This is a genomic window from Pseudogracilibacillus sp. ICA-222130, from assembly GCF_037892545.1.
Classification (GTDB): Bacteria; Bacillota; Bacilli; order Bacillales; family Amphibacillaceae; genus Pseudogracilibacillus.
The window spans coordinates 1-18,450 of record NZ_JBBKBG010000041.1; the positions used below are offsets into that span (position 1 = coordinate 1).

21 protein-coding genes and 2 other annotated features are annotated in these 18,450 nt (G+C 36.0%); all 21 genes read right to left on the reverse strand.

Annotation, left to right across the window (positions count from 1 at the left end; all coding sequences use genetic code 11):
• A partial coding sequence (locus tag WKT09_RS12375) for a class I SAM-dependent methyltransferase (protein ID WP_340416321.1) occupies positions 1-597 on the reverse strand: 597 nt, incomplete at its 3' end.
• 105 nt (positions 598-702) lie between these two features.
• A complete protein-coding gene (gene rplL / locus WKT09_RS12380; protein WP_340416322.1) occupies positions 703-1,068 on the reverse strand; it encodes a 50S ribosomal protein L7/L12 in 366 nt (121 codons plus the stop codon).
• Between the two features lie 39 nt (positions 1,069-1,107).
• Positions 1,108-1,605: a 50S ribosomal protein L10 gene (gene rplJ / locus WKT09_RS12385; protein ID WP_340416323.1), complete on the reverse strand. Its 498-nt coding sequence runs from the start codon at positions 1,603-1,605 to the stop codon at positions 1,108-1,110.
• Between the two features lie 51 nt (positions 1,606-1,656).
• Positions 1,657-1,795: a sequence feature (ribosomal protein L10 leader region), on the reverse strand.
• 45 nt (positions 1,796-1,840) lie between these two features.
• On the reverse strand, positions 1,841-2,533 hold the full coding sequence (gene rplA / locus WKT09_RS12390) for a 50S ribosomal protein L1 (protein WP_340416324.1): 693 nt from the start codon (positions 2,531-2,533) through the stop codon (positions 1,841-1,843).
• 67 nt (positions 2,534-2,600) lie between these two features.
• Positions 2,601-3,026, reverse strand: coding sequence for a 50S ribosomal protein L11 (gene rplK, locus WKT09_RS12395; RefSeq protein WP_336267165.1), 426 nt, complete (start codon positions 3,024-3,026; stop codon positions 2,601-2,603).
• 183 nt (positions 3,027-3,209) lie between these two features.
• A complete protein-coding gene (gene nusG / locus WKT09_RS12400) occupies positions 3,210-3,746 on the reverse strand; it encodes a transcription termination/antitermination protein NusG (RefSeq protein WP_340416325.1) in 537 nt (178 codons plus the stop codon).
• A 124-nt stretch (positions 3,747-3,870) separates the two neighbouring features.
• Positions 3,871-4,053, reverse strand: coding sequence for a preprotein translocase subunit SecE (gene secE, locus WKT09_RS12405; RefSeq protein ID WP_340416326.1), 183 nt, complete (start codon positions 4,051-4,053; stop codon positions 3,871-3,873).
• A 27-nt stretch (positions 4,054-4,080) separates the two neighbouring features.
• The gene (gene rpmG / locus WKT09_RS12410; protein WP_445324035.1) at positions 4,081-4,284 is read right to left on the reverse strand and encodes a 50S ribosomal protein L33; all 204 of its coding nucleotides are present in this window, start codon (positions 4,282-4,284) and stop codon (positions 4,081-4,083) included.
• Between the two features lie 143 nt (positions 4,285-4,427).
• On the reverse strand, positions 4,428-5,066 hold the full coding sequence (gene sigH / locus WKT09_RS12415; RefSeq protein ID WP_340416340.1) for an RNA polymerase sporulation sigma factor SigH: 639 nt from the start codon (positions 5,064-5,066) through the stop codon (positions 4,428-4,430).
• 141 nt (positions 5,067-5,207) lie between these two features.
• Positions 5,208-5,720: an NYN domain-containing protein gene (locus WKT09_RS12420; RefSeq protein ID WP_340416328.1), complete on the reverse strand. Its 513-nt coding sequence runs from the start codon at positions 5,718-5,720 to the stop codon at positions 5,208-5,210.
• Positions 5,717-6,466: a 23S rRNA (guanosine(2251)-2'-O)-methyltransferase RlmB gene (gene rlmB, locus WKT09_RS12425; protein WP_340416329.1), complete on the reverse strand. Its 750-nt coding sequence runs from the start codon at positions 6,464-6,466 to the stop codon at positions 5,717-5,719. The genes WKT09_RS12420 and rlmB overlap by 4 nt, the downstream gene beginning before the upstream one ends.
• A 1-nt stretch (position 6,467) precedes the next feature.
• On the reverse strand, positions 6,468-6,881 hold the full coding sequence (locus WKT09_RS12430; RefSeq protein WP_340416330.1) for a Mini-ribonuclease 3: 414 nt from the start codon (positions 6,879-6,881) through the stop codon (positions 6,468-6,470).
• A 1-nt stretch (position 6,882) separates the two neighbouring features.
• Positions 6,883-8,283: a cysteine--tRNA ligase gene (gene cysS, locus WKT09_RS12435; protein WP_340416331.1), complete on the reverse strand. Its 1,401-nt coding sequence runs from the start codon at positions 8,281-8,283 to the stop codon at positions 6,883-6,885.
• 2 nt (positions 8,284-8,285) lie between these two features.
• Positions 8,286-8,933, reverse strand: a complete 648-nt coding sequence (gene cysE / locus WKT09_RS12440; RefSeq protein WP_340416332.1) for a serine O-acetyltransferase — start codon at positions 8,931-8,933, stop codon at positions 8,286-8,288.
• A 59-nt stretch (positions 8,934-8,992) separates the two neighbouring features.
• Positions 8,993-9,216 (reverse strand) — a binding site (T-box leader).
• Between the two features lie 50 nt (positions 9,217-9,266).
• A complete protein-coding gene (gene gltX, locus WKT09_RS12445) occupies positions 9,267-10,739 on the reverse strand; it encodes a glutamate--tRNA ligase (protein ID WP_340416333.1) in 1,473 nt (490 codons plus the stop codon).
• Positions 10,740-11,008: 269 nt separating this feature from the next.
• On the reverse strand, positions 11,009-12,112 hold the full coding sequence (locus WKT09_RS12450; RefSeq protein ID WP_340416334.1) for a PIN/TRAM domain-containing protein: 1,104 nt from the start codon (positions 12,110-12,112) through the stop codon (positions 11,009-11,011).
• A gap of 175 nt (positions 12,113-12,287) precedes the next feature.
• A complete protein-coding gene (gene radA / locus WKT09_RS12455; RefSeq protein ID WP_445324036.1) occupies positions 12,288-13,616 on the reverse strand; it encodes a DNA repair protein RadA in 1,329 nt (442 codons plus the stop codon).
• A 126-nt stretch (positions 13,617-13,742) separates the two neighbouring features.
• Positions 13,743-16,172 carry an ATP-dependent Clp protease ATP-binding subunit gene (locus WKT09_RS12460; protein WP_340416336.1) on the reverse strand — a complete coding sequence of 810 codons (2,430 nt, stop codon included), beginning with the start codon at positions 16,170-16,172 and terminating at the stop codon, positions 13,743-13,745.
• 16 nt (positions 16,173-16,188) lie between these two features.
• On the reverse strand, positions 16,189-17,247 hold the full coding sequence (locus WKT09_RS12465; protein WP_340416337.1) for a protein arginine kinase: 1,059 nt from the start codon (positions 17,245-17,247) through the stop codon (positions 16,189-16,191).
• Entirely contained in the window at positions 17,244-17,780 is a 537-nt protein-coding gene (locus tag WKT09_RS12470; protein ID WP_340416338.1) for a UvrB/UvrC motif-containing protein, read from the reverse strand. The genes WKT09_RS12465 and WKT09_RS12470 overlap by 4 nt, the downstream gene beginning before the upstream one ends.
• Complete coding sequence (locus WKT09_RS12475) at positions 17,770-18,258, reverse strand: CtsR family transcriptional regulator (RefSeq protein ID WP_340416339.1); 489 nt, start codon at positions 18,256-18,258, stop codon at positions 17,770-17,772. The genes WKT09_RS12470 and WKT09_RS12475 overlap by 11 nt, the downstream gene beginning before the upstream one ends.
• Positions 18,259-18,450 lie beyond the last annotated feature (192 nt).

Genomic DNA, 18,450 nt, shown 5'->3' on the forward strand with positions numbered 1-18,450 from the left:
TTTATGTGCTCGAATAATAAAATACCCTTTTTTCTTCGCCACAACATCAACTTGCTGAAACATCGTCTCTAAATATTTTATCGTCGATGGTGCACCTTGCTTTTTTTGAATGACGACCCATAGTTCTCCACCGTCATCTAATTGTTCAAAACTTTTTTCAAAAAAAGAAAATATGACTTTTTTTCCAGCACGAATGGGTGGATTTGTAATAATAGATGCAAAACGCTTTTGCGAAATTGTCTCGAAACCATCACTCTGTTGGATTGTTACATTCGATATATGATTTTGCTTTGCGTTTTCTTTCGCATATTGTATCGCACGCTCATTTACATCGACCATATATATGTGACGGTCTGTAAATTCCTTTGCAATCGTTAACCCTATCGGTCCATACCCACACCCTAAATCTAGAAAGTCACCTGAAATAGACGGTGGTTCAAATGTTTCTATTAACACTTGTGAACCGAAATCAACACCTTTTTTAGAAAACACACCAGTACCAGACGTTAACTTTAGCGTATGATGACGCAAACGATATTCTTTCGTCTCTGTTATTACTTCTGATTGTGGATGATTTGAATAATAGTGATCAGACATTCGCTTGAACACCTACTTACATATAATTTTGTGGAGAAATACTTATGTGAGGTTTTGATAGAAATGAAAAGCTCGCCAATAATATGACGAGCTTTTCTTTTTAAATTACGCTAATTCTACTGTTGCTCCAGCTTCTTCTAATTTAGCTTTCATTTCTTCAGCTTCTTCTTTCGCTACGCCTTCTTTGATAGCTTTAGGAGCTGAGTCTGTTAATTCTTTTGCGTCTTTTAATCCAAGACCAGTGATTTCACGTACTGCTTTAACAACTTTAATCTTAGAAGCACCTGCGTCTTTTAAGACTACGTCAAAATCAGTTTTTTCCTCAGCAGCTTCAGCACCGCCTGCTGCACCTGCTACTGCAACTGGAGCTGCAGCTGTTACTCCAAATTCTTCTTCGATTGCTTTAACTAATTCATTTAATTCTAAAACAGACATTTCTTTAACCGCGTCAATGATTTGTTCTTTAGTCATTTGTTATTTCCTCCTAATAATGTTTTTACGAAGCGAGAATTACTCTCCCGCTTCCTCTTTTTGATCTGCGATCGCTTTTGTAGCGTACGCTAAGTTTCTGATTGGCGCTTGTAACACGCTTAGTAACATAGATACAAGTCCGTCGTGATCTGGTAATGTTGATAATTCCTTGATTTCATCAAGTGTTGCAACTTTACCTTCGATTACTCCACCTTTAATTTCTAAAGCCTCATGGTCTTTAGAGAATTTGTGAAGAATTCTTGCTGGAGCTACAACATCATCTTTACCGAACGCTACAGCAGTAGGCCCAACTAACTGTTCGCTTAACTCACTTAATTCAGCACTTTCTACCGCACGTCTAGTTAAAGTGTTTTTGTATACTTTATATTCGATGTTGTTATCACGTAACTCTTTTCTTAATGCAGTGATTTCAGCAACGTTTAAACCACGGTAATCAACTAAAACAGCTGATTGACTTTCTTTAAACTTCTCTGAAATTTCTTCCACGATTTGTTTTTTTGCTTCGATAACTGACATTGCTACACCTCCTATTATTTTCTTCACGTTATACACGTTAGCCTTTTGTTTCTTACTATAGAAAAAGCCTCCATTTAGACATGGAGGCATTATTATTTATGAGAAATTATTCATAAAAAGTAATAAAACACCTCGGTAGGAAATTAAGCAACATCGCACCTACTGTCTACGGTATAACATATTTTATTGTACCAGAAATTAATATATACTAATTTCCGTCCGTTGTCAACAACTTTTACATAAAGCTAGATGCATCTACTTTTAAGCCAGGGCCCATTGTAGATGTAATAGATACGTTACGTAAGTAAGTACCTTTCGAAGATTGAGGTTTCGCTTTTACGATCGTCTCAATAATCGTTCCAATGTTTTCAACTAACTTATCGTCGTCGAAAGAAATTTTTCCAACTGGCACATGTAGGTTAGCCGCTTTATCTACGCGGTATTCTACTTTACCAGCTTTAATTTCTTGAACAGCTTTTTCAACTTCAAATGTTACTGTTCCAGTTTTTGGATTCGGCATTAAACCTTTTGGTCCTAATACACGTCCTAATTTACCAACTTCAGCCATCATGTCTGGTGTCGCAACAATTACATCAAAGTCGAACCAACCATCATTGATTTTTTGGATGATATCTGCATCCCCAATGTAATCTGCTCCTGCCGCTTCAGCTTCTTTAGCTTTTTCACCTTTAGCGAAAACTAAAACTCGCTGAGTTCTACCAGTACCGTGTGGTAACACAACAGCACCACGAATGTTTTGGTCAGCATGCTTAGGGTCAACACCTAAACGGAAAGCAACTTCAACAGTTTCGTCAAATTTAGCTTTTGCAGTTTCTTTTAATAAAGCAACTGCTTCAGCAATATCATATTGTTTCGATTTGTCAACAAGCTTTGCAGCCTCTTGATATCTTTTTCCTCTTTTTTTCAATGTTTTTCCTCCTTCAATGTGGTAGTAACGGTTATACCTCCCACGTCTCAGGCACTGATACGTCGAATTAGTCTTCGATCGTAATTCCCATACTACGAGCAGTACCTTCAACCATGCGCATAGCTGCTTCAACATCAGCAGCGTTTAAATCTTCCATTTTTGATTCTGCGATTTCTTTTACAGTATCACGCTTAACCGTCGCAACTTTCGTTTTGTTCGGTTCTCCTGATGCTTTATCAATTCCTGCTGCTTTCTTTAATAAAACTGCAGCCGGTGGAGTTTTTGTAATAAATGTAAACGAACGATCTTCAAACACCGTAATTTCAACTGGAATAATTAAACCAGCCTTATCTTGTGTTTGTGCGTTGAACTCTTTACAGAATCCCATGATATTAATACCAGCTTGACCTAATGCAGGTCCTACCGGTGGTGCCGGGTTTGCTTTTCCAGCAGGGATTTGTAATTTAACAATATCAATTACTTTTTTAGCCACGAAACACACCTCCTAACTAGTCCGTGATGTGGTAATTGGGTCGCTCTTTATAAAAGAAGTTCCCTCCCACTCAACAAAGGCATCACGTTAAATGGTGATGCCATATACTTAAAATATAAGTATCTTTATATACCCAAAAAACTATACCATATATACAGATGTAATGCAAGACTTAAAAAGAAATTAAGTTAATTTTTCAACTTGAGAAAATTCTAACTCTACAGGCGTTTCTCTACCGAACATATTTACATGAACTTTTAATGTTTGTTTATCTGTATCAATATGTTCTATAGTCCCCATACTATCTGCAAATGGACCAGCTGTTACTTTCACATTTTCTTTTAATTCAAAATCAACTTTCACTACTTTTTTATCCATGCCAATTTTCTTCAACAATTCATCTACTTCATGCGGTAAAAGTGGTGTTGGTTTTGTCCCTTGTCCACTTGATCCGACAAACCCTGTTACACCTGGCGTATTACGTACAACATACCAAGAGTCATCCGTTATAATCATTTCCGCCAGTACATAACCAGGGAATGACTTTTTCATCGACACTTTCTTTTTTCCATCTTTAATTTCTGTTTCTTCTTGTTCGGGTATGATAACTCGGAAGATTTTATCTTCCATTCCCATCGTTTCTACTCTTTTTTCTAAATTCATTTTCACTTTGTTTTCATAGCCTGAATAAGTGTGGATTACATACCAATTTGCTTCCATTGCTTTCATTTCCTCCTTTCAAAATTTGATGAAATGCAAAAAAAGACCATATTAAAAACCCGTTCATAGAGCCGGGTTTTACATGCGTCACCATCATTATTTATATTATAGCACAATTTTATCATCATTTATTAAAAAAAGGTACATTATTTAATATCTGTGTAATACCTAAATCAATTACTGCGAAGAACAATGCAACAAACGCTACCGTTACAATAACCGTTATGGTATAACTAACTAGTTCAGGTCCTTTCGGCCATGTAACTTTTTTCATTTCACGTGAGACGTTTTTTAAAAAATTAACCATATCCGCTTTCTTCCTCCAACTAAGCCACTATTTCGTTTCTTTATGTAAAACATGTTTCTTACATTGTTTACAATACTTTTTTACTTCTAGTCTTTCAGGGCTTGTCAATTTGTTTTTGTTCGTTGCGTAGTTTCTACTTGAACATTCTGCACATGCTAAAATCACTTTACTATTCATTCTACTCACCAACATAGTTTTTCTTATATTAATGTAGCACGATATTGCAATCATTGTCAACGAAATAATGGGTACAGCCCTCGTATCGCCCGTATTGTATATGTAGTATAGTATGAAAAATGGCTTGTATTATTTGTGAAAAATTTTTGCTATATACATTCCACTATAACAAACGCTTCTGTACATAAAATAAACAATTATTCCTTTTCTCGTATTGCTTCTATTTGTTCGACTTTCTTTTTTACACGCTGCAATGCATTGTCTATTGATTTTTCCGTCCGCTTCAAAGCAGATGCGATTTCTTCATACGAAAACCCTTGCAAATAAAGTGTCAAAACACTCCATTCCAATTTAGTTAGCGCTTTCAACAATTCGACTTTTAATGTCCGTAGTTTTTCTTTTGTCAATACATAATCTTTTGGATCAAATGCCCCATCATCGACGATCGTATCAAGCAATGTACGATCATGTTCATCATCCGAAACTGGTTTATAAATCGATATGTACGAATTTAATGGTGAATGTTTCATTCGTGTTGCTGATTTTATCGACGTAATAATTTGTCTCGTAATACACAATTCCGCAAATGTTTTAAATGAGGAGCGTTTATTTTTATCGTAATCATAAATCGCTTTGAATAATCCGATAAATCCTTCTTGTACGACATCTTCTCGTTCACTACCGACTAAAAAATACGCATTCGCTTTTTTATGGACAATATTTTCATATTTATTCACTAAGTATTCCGCAGCTACTTCGTCTCCTTGTTGCACCTGCATTAGCATCTCTTCATCAACTAAAGCACCAATTGGTAATTGACTATCTAGTTGATCCATCGTTTTCAAAAAATATTCCCCCTCACCATTTTTCACACTATGCTCACTATACTAAAAATGAGTATACAGTATGTCATTTCCATACGTCAATTAAATTTTTTGTAAATAAAGTAAATCCGATAGTTTTAGGGGGAATAATATCTATTTCGACAATTTTTTCCGTAATGCTTGTAATGCTTGTAAGTTTGTCTCATTATGAATAATTTTGTTTCTTGGTCGTTGTTTTTCTTCTTCGACAATTTTCTCTTGGATATCTGTTTCGACATCGTCCATATATGCGAACAATTCACGAGCAGATATTCTTAATGCACCACGACTAAAAATCGTCGTTTGCTCTAAATAATCTGACGTCACAACATATACTTGATTTTTCACTGTTTTTAAAGAACGAACAAGTCGTTCAATACATTCATCTGCTGTTTCTTCCTCTTTCGTATAAATAATTTCAATGTCGAATTGTGACGTTTTTTGTTCTATCCCTTTTACATATAACGCATCAAATACGACAATCATGCGATCACCAGTATATGCACGGTATTCTGCTAACATTTCGATAAGCTTATGACGTGCAGCACCAATATCTTTTTGCTTTAAGCGATTTAAATCTTCCCATGCCCCGATCACATTGTAACCATCTACGACGACTACATTCATAACGAATCACCAAGGGGGTGTCGTTTTCGATAAATTTCATACATTAATATACTTGCCGCGACAGAAGCATTTAATGAGGTAATAGATCCTTCCATTGGTAAATGGACTAACCAATCACATTTTTTCTTCACTAAACGACTGATCCCTTTTCCTTCATTTCCTATGACGATGGCTAAAGCGGTATGGCCATCCAATGTACGAAAATCTTTCGAACCACGCTCGTCTGTACCGACAACCCAAATATTTTCTTCTTTTAAGCGATCAATTGTATCCGCGATATTCGTTACTCTTGCAACCGGAACATGTTCAATTGCACCTGCTGATGCCTTTGCTACTGTTTCTGTTAAACCAACGGCACGCCGCTTCGGTATAATCACACCATGTGCACCAGTAGCATCAGCCGAACGTAAAATTGCCCCTAAGTTATGTGGGTCTTCCAGCTCGTCTAAAATCATCAAAAACGGAGCTTCATTTCTTTTTTGTGCACGACTTAACATATCCTCCACTGAGCTATATGTGTAAGACGAAACATATGCAATAATCCCTTGATGTTTTCCTTTTGTCCTTTGATCTAATCGTTGTTTCGGCACTTTTTGTACAATCGTATTTGCCCTTTTCGCTAATTGTTGCACTTCCCGTTCTGTTTGTTTACTAATTTGTTCGGAAAGAAGTATTTTATTTATTTCTCTCCCAGATTTTAAAGCCTCTATAACTGGATTACGTCCGATAATCATTTCATCTGACATATCACTTACCTTCTTTCTCTGCAATTTGTTCATCGATATATGTAACAGCTAATTGCATCAATTCATTTAACCGGCTATCATTTCCTTCTAAATAATGATAGCCGATCAGCGTTTCAAACGCTGTTGCATATCGATAGTCTGCAACAGATATATTTTTTGGGATCGTATGTGACTTTGCATTTCGCCCTCTCCTTACGATCGCTGCCTCTTCCTCTGTTAAGACATCTCCTTCTAACCATGCATGGATAACTTTCGCCTGCCCTACTCCAGATACGTATTGTACGGTTTTATGGTGTAATTGATTCGGTTTCACTTTTCCAGTAAGAATGACATGGTTACGAACGTATAGTTCATACACACTATCCCCGATATAAGCTAACGCCAAACTGTTTAACTGTTTTGCATTTACACCCATACTACGCTCTTCTCCAACGAACACCTTGTGCTGTATCCTCTAAAATGATGTCCTTTTCCTTTAATAAATCGCGTATTTCATCTGCGCGAGCAAAGTTTTTTGCTTTACGTGCTTCATTACGCTCTTCAATTAATGCATCAATTTCTTCGTCTAATAACGCTTCTTCTTGTTCGATCGTAATTCCTAACACTTGCAACAATGTTGCCAGCATTTCTTGGAATGCTTCCAGTAATTCAATATTTGTATGTTTTTCTTCTAAATAAATATTAGCATCCTTCGCTAAGTCGAAAATTGTCGTAATTGCATTTGCCGTATTAAAGTCATCATCCATTGCCGCTTCAAATTGATGCTTCGCACGTTCTATCATTTCAAGCCACTTGTCACTTTTCTCTCCTAAGTTTGCACTAGATTGTTTACGATGCTCTAGGTTTGCATATGTCGTACGAATTCGGTCAAAGCTCGCTTTGGCACTACTTAATAATACATCTGTAAAATTAATTGGGTTACGATAATGAACAGATAACATAAAGAACCGAATAACCATCGGATCATGTTTTTCTATTAAATCCCTCGTTAAAATAAAGTTACCAAGAGATTTAGACATTTTTTCATTATTAATATTCATATATCCGTTATGCATCCAATAATTGGCGAACGGTTTTTCGTTTAAAGCTTCTGATTGAGCGATTTCATTTTCATGGTGTGGGAATGTTAAATCTTGTCCTCCTGCATGAATATCAATCGTTTCACCTAAATACTTTTTCGCCATCGTCGAACATTCAATATGCCAACCAGGACGTCCTTTCCCCCAAGGTGAATCCCAAGCAATTTCTCCTTCTTTTGCACGCTTCCATAAGGCGAAGTCTAGTGGATCCTCTTTTATTTCCCCTACTTGGATTCGTGCACCGGCACGTAGTTCATCGATTGATTGTGCAGATAGTTTTCCATATTCATCAAAGGCACGTGGCTTAAAATAAACATCGCCCTCTACTTCATATGCATAGTCTTTTTCCACTAATCCAGCCACAAAATCGATGATGTCGTCCATCGCCTCTGTTACACGTGGATGGTAGGTTGCTTCTTTCACACCTAATGCTTTTACATCTTCTAAATATGCCTTAATATAACGGTTCGTTACGTCTTGAATTTGTTCCCCGAGTTCATTCGCACGCTTGATAATTTTGTCATCGACATCTGTAAAATTCAATACGTAATTGACCTCATACCCTTTATACTCCAAATATCGTCGAACTGTGTCGAACACTATCGCAGGACGGGCGTTACCAATATGAATATAGTTATATACGGTCGGTCCACATACATACATTCGAACTTTATTTTCCTCGATAGACTTAAATATCTCCTTTTTATTCGTTAATGAATTATAAATCTTAATAGTCATTGTCATTCCCTTTCTTTCAGTTGTTCTAGTTGCTCACGCAATACGGCAACTTCTTTTTCCAATTGTTTCACCTTATCTAACATGGGGTCTGGTAATCGATGGTGATCAAGTTTTTGTGAAACCTTTTTTCCATCCTGTTTTACGACTCTTCCAGGAATACCGACAACTGTCGAATTATCTGGAACATCTTTTAATACGACAGATCCACCACCTACATTCGAGTTTTCTCCAACTGTAATCGCTCCTAATACTTTGGCACCTGTAGCGATTAATGCATTATTTTTAACTGTAGGATGACGTTTGCCCTTTTCATGCCCTGTACCACCAAGTGTGACACCTTGATAAATCGTGACATCATCCCCTATTTCACATGTTTCACCAATGACGACACCCATTCCATGGTCGATGAAAAAACGTCGTCCAATGACTGCACCTGGGTGAATTTCAATTCCAGTAAAAAATCTACTCAACTGCGAAATTGCTCTAGCAATAAAAAACATCTTTCTTTTATAAAACCAATGTGCGATTCGATGATTCCATACGGCATGTAAACCAGAATACGTTAAAAACACTTCAAAATACGTACGTGCTGCAGGGTCTTGTGTAAAAACAACATCCATATCTTCTTTCATTCGTTTAAAGATTCCCATAATAGACATTCCCCCTTCTTTAATGAATAAAAAAATGCACCTCCATGTAATTTTCATTACACAGAGGCGCATTGTACGCACGGTTCCACTCTGTTTAAGATATGTAAACCATATCCCACTTCTATCTATAACGGTAGAGTGCCGTCGTTATATACTACTCCATTTCTATAACGAAACTCCGAGGTGCATATTCAAAAGTAGCGTTTAAAATCACTTTCAGCCAGTGGTGATTTTCTCTGTTTAAACGGGATAACTTTTTACTTTTCCTCTTCTTCATTTCTCATTTATTCACTTGTTTATTTTTACTATATTATACATCTATAAAAATGTGAATTATTTCGTTTCTAATGTATCTAATAGTTGATTTAAACGAGTTAATACAACATCTTTTCCTAATAATTCAATTGCTTTCGGTAATTCTGGACCATGTGTTTGACCAGTCGTCGCAACACGAATTGGCATAAATAACTTCTTCCCACGATGTTTCGTTTCTTTTTGAGTCGCTTTAATTTGCTCTTTAATTTCTTCCTGTACGAAATGATCTAAATGAATGAGCTTATCCGTAAATACTTGTAGTACTTCAATCACTTGTTCTTCTTGTAATACTTCTTGAGCCGCTTCATCGTAGTCAATTTCTGTTTTAAAGAATAGCTCTGTTAAAGAAACAATTTCCGCACCATAACGTAATTGTTCTTGGTATAGTGCAATAATTTCTTTCGCCCGATTCATTGTCGCCTCATCAGCATCCGCCGCAATTTTTCCAGCTTCAATTAAATGTGGCAATGTTAAGTCGATGACTGTCTCAACATCCGCTTTTTTAATATATTCACCGTTCATCCATTGTAATTTTTTCTGATCAAAAATGGCTGCTGAAGTAGATAAACGTTCAGGGTCAAAAAGTTTAATTAATGCTTGTTGATCAAAAATTTCTTCTTCGCCAACTGGTGACCAACCTAATAAAGAAATGAAGTTAAACATCGCTTCTGGTAAATACCCCATATTTTTATATTGCTCGATAAACTGTAATATATGTTCATCACGCTTACTTAACTTCTTACGTTCCTCATTTAAAATTAATGTCATATGGCCAAACGTCGGAGATTCCCAACCAAATGCGTCATAAATCATCATTTGTCTAGGTGTATTAGAAATATGTTCTTCTCCTCGTAATACGTGTGTGATTTTCATTAAATGATCATCAATGGCTACGGCAAAGTTATATGTTGGAATACCGTCCTTTTTTACAATGACCCAATCACCGTAATCACTTGATTCAATGGAGATTTCTCCACGAACCATATCATTAAATGTGTATGTTTTATTTGATGGTACACGAATTCGAATACTTGGCTTACGACCTTCTTTACGGAATGCTTCTTTTTCTTCCTCTGTTAAATTACTATGTTTCCCAGCATATTTAGGTACTTGACCATTCGCTTTTTGTTCTTCGCGTTCCGCTTCTAATTCTTCTTCTGTCATGAAACATTCGTATGCGAGGTCTTTATCTAATAATTGTTGGATATATTGATTATAAATATCAAGACGTTCCATTTGACGATATGGCCCATACTCTCCGCCAATGTCCGCACCTTCATCCCAGTCAATTCCTAACCATTTTAGAAATGTCAATTGGCTTTCTTCTCCACCTTCAACATTTCGCTTTGCATCCGTATCTTCTGTACGAATAATAAACTTTCCATCAAAATGTCTTGCATATAAATAATTAAACAATGCTGTACGTGCATTTCCAATATGTAAATGGCCTGTCGGACTAGGTGCATATCGGACTCGAATCTCGTTCGTCATGATTGTTTGTTCCCCTCTCTAAAATACATAATACCTTTTTTAATTATAGCAAAAAGCACCAATTGTATAAAGGTTTTTCTATCATGGACTGTTCGTTTCGCTTATCCATTTTCAAACTAAAAATAATGAGGTCCGAATCAAATGCCATAAGTATAGATATACTTATTTTATTATCCTCTCGCCTCATTTTTCACTCACACATTATTTCTTTGAAAATATATAATGATGAATCCTATTATTTAAAATTTTCCTCGTTTTTCTTTTATACATTATTGTGCATTTTCCATTGATTTTGGTTTAGCAAAAATCATCCGACCTGCAGATGTTTGGAGGACACTCGTTATTAATACTTCAATCGTCTTGCCGATAAAGTCTCTTCCACCTTCTACGACAATCATTGTACCATCATCTAAATAAGCGACCCCTTGCTTCTGTTCCTTCCCGTCTTTAATGACATGAACGACAAGTTCTTCCCCTGGTAATACGACAGGTTTCACTGCATTCGCTAAATCATTAATATTCAATACCGGAACATTCTGGAAGTCTGCCACTTTATTTAAATTAAAATCGTTCGTAACGACAATACCATCCATCACTTTTGCCAATTTCACCAATTTACTATCTACTTCTGGAATATCTTCAAAATCTCCTTCATACATTTCAACTTCTACATCTAAATCTTTTTGGATTCGGTTCAAAATATCCAAACCACGTCTACCTCGGTTACGTTTCAATACGTCTGAGGAATCTGCTATATGCTGTAATTCATGTAAAATAAATTGTGGAATAATAATTTTTCCTTCCAAAAAATTCGTCTGACATATATCCGCTATTCTTCCATCGATAATGACACTCGTATCAAGGATTTTCGGTTTCACTTCACTAGCAGATGTTTTCTTTATATCTTCTACATGTTCTTTATCCTTATTCCGCTCTTTTCTAGAAATCGTTAATAAATTCATAAATTCTTCCCGACGTCGAAAACCGACTTGGAATCCTAAATATCCAATAATAATCGTTAAAAACAATGGAACAATTTCAGATACAATACGCAAACTAATATCTTGTAATGGAATATTGATTAAATATGCAACCACTAATCCTAAAATTAAACCAATCGAACCAAAAAACAAATCGACAACTGGTAGTTTTATTAACCCATCCTCAATCCATTTTAGAAAATTCACCACATAATCAGCTAATATATATGATAAAAAGAAAAATATAATTGCACCTAACACAGAGCCGAAATATGGCGATAAAATCCAATTTATATCCGTTAAATCAAAAAATCCAATTACTTTAGGCATGTATAAAAAGCCTAATGTTCCACCCGTAATCACAAAAAACACGTGAATAATCTTTTTCAACATTTCTATTTGCACCTCCTTTTACGTAGTATTCCCTATTTAAGCATTCCTATAACAAAAAATTGCAAATGTTATAGGAATGTAACATAAATGATAGCATAGCCCAAAATGCTAGTCAACGAGGCAAACATAAAATTTTATCACATACATTTTCTAAAGTCAATGTTTTAATTTTTGTTTAGAATGGTGCATTTTCTCCTTTTTTCGCTAACGCTATGCGCAATGCTTCTTGTACAGTTTTTACGCCAATTACTTCAATAGAACTAGGATATGTCCATCCGTCTAAATTATTCGCGGGACAAATAACACGTTTAAATCCTAGCTTCGCTGCTTCTTGTACACGTTGTTCAATTCTTGACACACGGCGAATTTCACCCGTTAAACCAACTTCTCCAATAAAAATATCTTCTGGATTAGTCGGTTGATCCCGGAAACTAGATGCAATACTAATGGCAATGGCGAGGTCAATCGCAGGTTCATCTAACTTTACCCCACCAGCAACTTTTATATATGCATCTTGGTTTTGTAACAATAATCCGACACGTTTTTCTAATACAGCCATCAATAATGGCACACGATTGGAATCGACCCCTGTTGCCATTCGACGTGGGTTTCCAAAACTCGAAGGCGATATTAATGCTTGTATTTCAACTAGTACTGGACGAGTCCCTTCCATTGACGCAACAACAGTAGACCCTGCCGCTCCTTGAGATCGTTCTTCCAAGAAAATTTCCGATGGATTTAACACTTCTTGTAACCCAAGCTCTTTCATTTCAAAAATTCCCATTTCATTCGTGCTACCGAACCTATTTTTTACACTACGCAAAATTCGGTATGTATGATGTCTCTCCCCTTCAAAATAAAGCACAACATCTACCATATGTTCCAACATTCTCGGACCCGCAATAGCTCCTTCTTTTGTCACATGTCCAACGATAAAAATTGGGATGCCTTGTTCTTTTGCTACTTTCATTAACTCCATCGTACATTCACGTACTTGTGTAACGCTTCCTGGTGCACTCGTTACTTCCTCTTTAAAAATCGTTTGAATCGAGTCGATTATAACGAGTGCAGGTTTTACTTGTTCAATTTGATGTGTAATTTGGAATAAGTTCGTTTCAGAATAAATATATAGCTCATCTGCATCTACCTGTAATCGTTCTGCACGTAGTTTCGTTTGTTGTACAGATTCCTCACCAGATACGTATAACACTTTTTGACCTAATTCTGCGATTTGTGCCGATGTTTGTAATAACAATGTTGACTTTCCAATTCCGGGATCCCCACCAATTAACACGAGAGAACCAGGTACGATTCCACCACCGAGTACACGATTCGTTTCTCCCATTTTCGTTTTCATACGTGGTTCCTTTTCTGAAACGACTTCTTTTATTTTTAACGGCTTTTGACTACTCGTCACAAACGTTGCCCGTGTTTTATTCGTTTCTGGTTGTTTCACTTCTTCTACAAATGTATTCCAGTTATTACAGTTCGTACATTTTCCCATCCAGCGAATAGATTCATGTCCACATTCCTGACAGACATATACTGTTTTTCTCTTCTTTGACAACATATTCCCTCGCTTTCTTTTTAAAAAAGAGCTAGCGATAGTAAAATCACTAGCTCCCCTGCTTTATTTCGGTAAGACAATAATATCTCCACGACTATTTAAGCCAATTTTTACATCCTGTCCCTTTGCGATGGTTCCTTTTAACATTTCTTCACTTAGTAGGTCCTCAATATTTCGTTGAATAGATCTACGTAATGGTCGAGCTCCATACTCAGGATCAAATCCATCTTCCGCAATTTTTTCAATTGCCTTTTCGGTAATAGAGAAATTAATTTCCTGTTCTGATAAACGTTCCTTCACTTGCTCTACCATGAGTGTCACAATATCTTTCATATGCTCTTTTTCTAATGAGTGGAACACAATCGTTTCATCAATTCGGTTTAAAAACTCCGGACGGAATGTACGTTTCATTTCATCCATTACTTTCGATGTCATATCCTTATGTTCGTGTTTCTCATCACCAAAATTAAAACCTACAAATTTATTACGTTTTAATTCACTAGCCCCAACGTTCGATGTCATAATTAACACTGTATTTCTAAAGTCTACTAAACGACCTTTCGAGTCTGTTAGTCGTCCATCTTCTAATACTTGTAATAAAATATTAAATACTTCTGGATGGGCTTTTTCAATTTCATCTAATAAGACGACCGAATATGGTTTACGGCGAACCTTTTCTGTTAATTGTCCTCCTTCTTCATACCCAACATATCCTGGAGGAGAACCGACTAAACGGGACGTCGCATGTTTTTCCATATACTCTGACATATCAATCCGGATCATCGCATCTTCATCATTAAACATTACTTCCGCAAGTGCACGAGCTAATTCTGTTTTTCCAACCCCTGTTGGTCCTAAGAAAATAAATGACCCGATAGGGCGTTTTGGATCCTTTAATCCTGCACGAGCACGGCGAATCGCTTTAGAAATTGCTGTAACAGCTTCTTTCTGTCCGATAATGCGATCGTGTAGAATCTCTTCCATATTTAATAGTCGATCACTCTCATCTTTCGTTAACTTTACAACAGGAACACCCGTCCAAGACGATACGACTACTGCAATATCCTCTTCCGTAACAGATAAACTTTCTTTTCCTTGCTTTTCTTTCCATTTGTTTTTCGTTTCTTCCACTTGTTCTTTTAACCTTTGTTCTTTATCACGATATGAAGCAGCCTTTTCAAACTCCTGGCTTAAAACAGCAGCATCTTTTTCATTACGGATTTTTTCTAATTCCTCTTCCAATTCTTTTAAATTCGTAGGAATCGTATAAGAACGTAAACGAACACGTGAACCAGCCTCATCGATTAAATCAATTGCTTTATCTGGTAAGAAACGGTCTGTTATATAACGACTTGATAACTCAGCCGCAGCTTCAATTGCTTCGTCTGTAATTGTTACTCGGTGATGTGCTTCATACCGATCACGTAACCCGCGTAAAATTTGCACCGTTTCTTCTGTAGAAGGCTCATCTACTTGAATCGGTTGGAATCTTCTCTCTAATGCAGCATCTTTTTCAATGTATTTACGGTATTCATCTAATGTTGTCGCACCAACACACTGGATCTCTCCACGTGCTAACGATGGTTTTAAAATATTCGATGCATCGATTGCTCCCTCTGCTCCACCAGCACCAATTAATGTATGGAGCTCATCAATGAATAAAATAATATTACCGGCATTACGGATTTCATCCATCACCTTTTTTAAACGGTCTTCAAATTCCCCACGGTATTTTGTACCTGCCACAACTGTACCCATATCCAAAATCATTACACGTTTATCACGTAATGTTTCAGGTACTTCATTTTGCACAATTTGATGTGCTAATCCTTCTACAACAGCCGTCTTTCCAACACCTGGTTCACCGATTAAGACAGGATTGTTTTTCGTACGTCTACTTAAGATTTGTACAATTCTTTCAATCTCTTTATCCCTACCAATAACAGGGTCAATTTTTCCTTCTTTAACGCTTTCTGTTAAATCACGTGCTAAAGAATCTAATGTCGGAGTGCTCGCACTTTGTGCCTGGCTATTTCTCCCTTGATGTGAACCTTGTGCTTCTGTTGTTCCTAATAACTGAAGAACTTGTTGCCTCGCTTTATTTAAACTGACATTTAAATTATGAAGTACACGAGCAGCAACACCTTCTCCTTCACGAATAAGCCCTAACAAAATATGTTCTGTTCCAACATATGCATGACCTAATTTTCTCGCTTCATCTTGTGACAATTCAACGACCTTTTTTGCCCTTGGTGTATAATGAATAGATTGTACGGCACCATTTCCTATACCAATTAAATGTTCTACTTCACGTTGAATTTGATTTACTTCTAATCCAAGTTCTTTTAATGCCTTTGCTGCAATCCCATCGCGTTCTCTTACTAATCCTAATAAAATATGTTCTGTTCCAATATTATTATGTCCTAGGCGAATGGCCTCTTCTTGAGATAATGCTAAGACCTTTTGCGCCCTTTCTGTAAATCGATCAAACATATGTAAACGCCCCCTACTAATTCAAATTTAACCGTTCGCGAATAAATGTAGCTCGTAATATATCGCGTTCATCGGCTGTCAACACTTTTTTTGCGTAATGTTGTAAAAATCCTGGTTGAGTAAGTACGATTAATTCGTTTAAAATATGGTGTGATACATCTTCAATAAACCCTAAATCAATTCCTAGTCGGACATGAGAAATAAGTGTAGCAGCCTCTGCAGATTCCATAATGCGACTATGTTTTAAAAGGCCATATGCTCGGTATATTTTATTCTCTACATGAATAGGTGAATGATTTAATAAATGCTGACGTGCTTTTCGCTCCGCCTCCATTAATTTTAAAATAACACTTTCTAAATCTAATACAATCTCTTCTTCTGTCTTTCCTAATGTTATTTGATTTGATACTTGAAACACATTTCCTAATGCTTCACTACCTTCTCCATAAATCCCTCTTACAACAAAGCCTAGCTGATTAATCGCCGGCATCATACGATTTAATTGTTTCGTTAAAATAAGCGCAGGGAGATGTAGCATGACAGAGGCTCGAAGTCCAGTCCCTACATTTGTAGGACAACTCGTTAAATAGCCAACATGTTCATCAAAAGCAAAATCAATTTTTTCTTCTAACCAATCATCAATACGAAATGCTTCTTCTAACCCTTTAGATAATTGAAAACCTGGAAAATACAACTGAATTCGTAAATGATCTTCTTCGTTGATCATAATTGATAACTGTTCATTTTTTGAAATAAGACTACTCGCTTCTTTTGCTTTCATTAAATAAGGGCTAATCAAGTGCTTCTCCACTAATACTCGTTTTGATATTGGTGAAAGTTGGTCCATTTTTATATGCATTAATTGTTCGTACATTTCAAAAGAAGTATTTTCAAACGTTTGTTGCATAAATTGATTTACTCTCTTTAATGAACTACCCGATGCATATACAGGGAAAACCTCTTCTTGAAAATTTCTTGCTAAACGAATCCTTGTACTTAAAACGATATCGTTCTCTGGACCATCTTCTGTCATCCATGGGCTAATTGCTTTTTTCATAAAAGATTCTAAAGTCATGATTGCTCACCGCCCTTTAGACTTTCAAGCTTTCTTATTTCATCACGAATAATTGCTGCTTGTTCAAACTCTTCCCCGTCAATTAATTCTTTCAATTGAAGTCGCAACTGTGCAATTTCTCTTTTGGCATAAATTTCTTTTCGTTTTCGAACAGGTATTTTACCAGTATGCTTCGTATTTCCACTATGCACTCTTTTTAATACATTACTTAATTTTGGTTGGAAAACTTCATAACATGTTGCACATCCAAATTTACCTTTTTTTTGAAACTGTTCAAAGGTTAATTGACATGTCGGACATGTTACAACTTCTTTTTTTCTAACAAATGGTTCATTACCAAGTGCAACATTCGAAGGATTCATATGAAAAAGTCCTGTTAATAAGTCATGTAAGGAGTATACATCTTCTTGCTGATTTTGATAACCATGTTTCTTTGCACAATGTTCACAAACATGTACTTCATGCAAATGTCCATTTACAAACTGTGTAAAATGAAGTGTTGCGGGACGTTCATGGCATTCTTTACATTCCATCCCTTTCCTCCCCTTTACTATTAATATACTTTAATGTAGTTAATATATTCGTTAAGATACGTGCTCGTAAATGATCTCTTTCTGGTAAAGGTAAGTTTAAAACTTCTCTTTGCAATGCGCTAATAATAAGATGCTCTTCTCTTAAATTAATTAATTTCTTTTCACGTAAACGTTCTAACACATCTAATGCACCTTGCTCAGATACCGCAGGATTGATCATTGCAATAATTTCATCGATTAATTGAAATTCATCTTGATATTCGACACGTGTAATACGGATATATCCACCACCACCACGTTTACTTTCAATTAAATATCCTTTTTCAAATGTAAATCTCGTATTAATGACATAATTAATTTGGGAAGGAACGCATTCAAATTGATTTGCAATCTCACTTCGTTTAATTTCAATCACTTTCTTTTCATTTGCATGAAGGATTTCTTTTAAATATTGTTCAATAATATCTGAAATGCTCACCTTACTCACTCCTTTCCAATTAATCATCTTATTAAATATGATTTGACCATATTTGACTTTATTTTATTATACGATAAAAAGATAACTTTTAAAAGTATTTCTTTTATGAGCGATTCTTATACGTCCATATATGAAAAGTAAACATAAAAAAACAACAGTCTGTCTACTCATTTGTAAACAAACTGTTGTTCG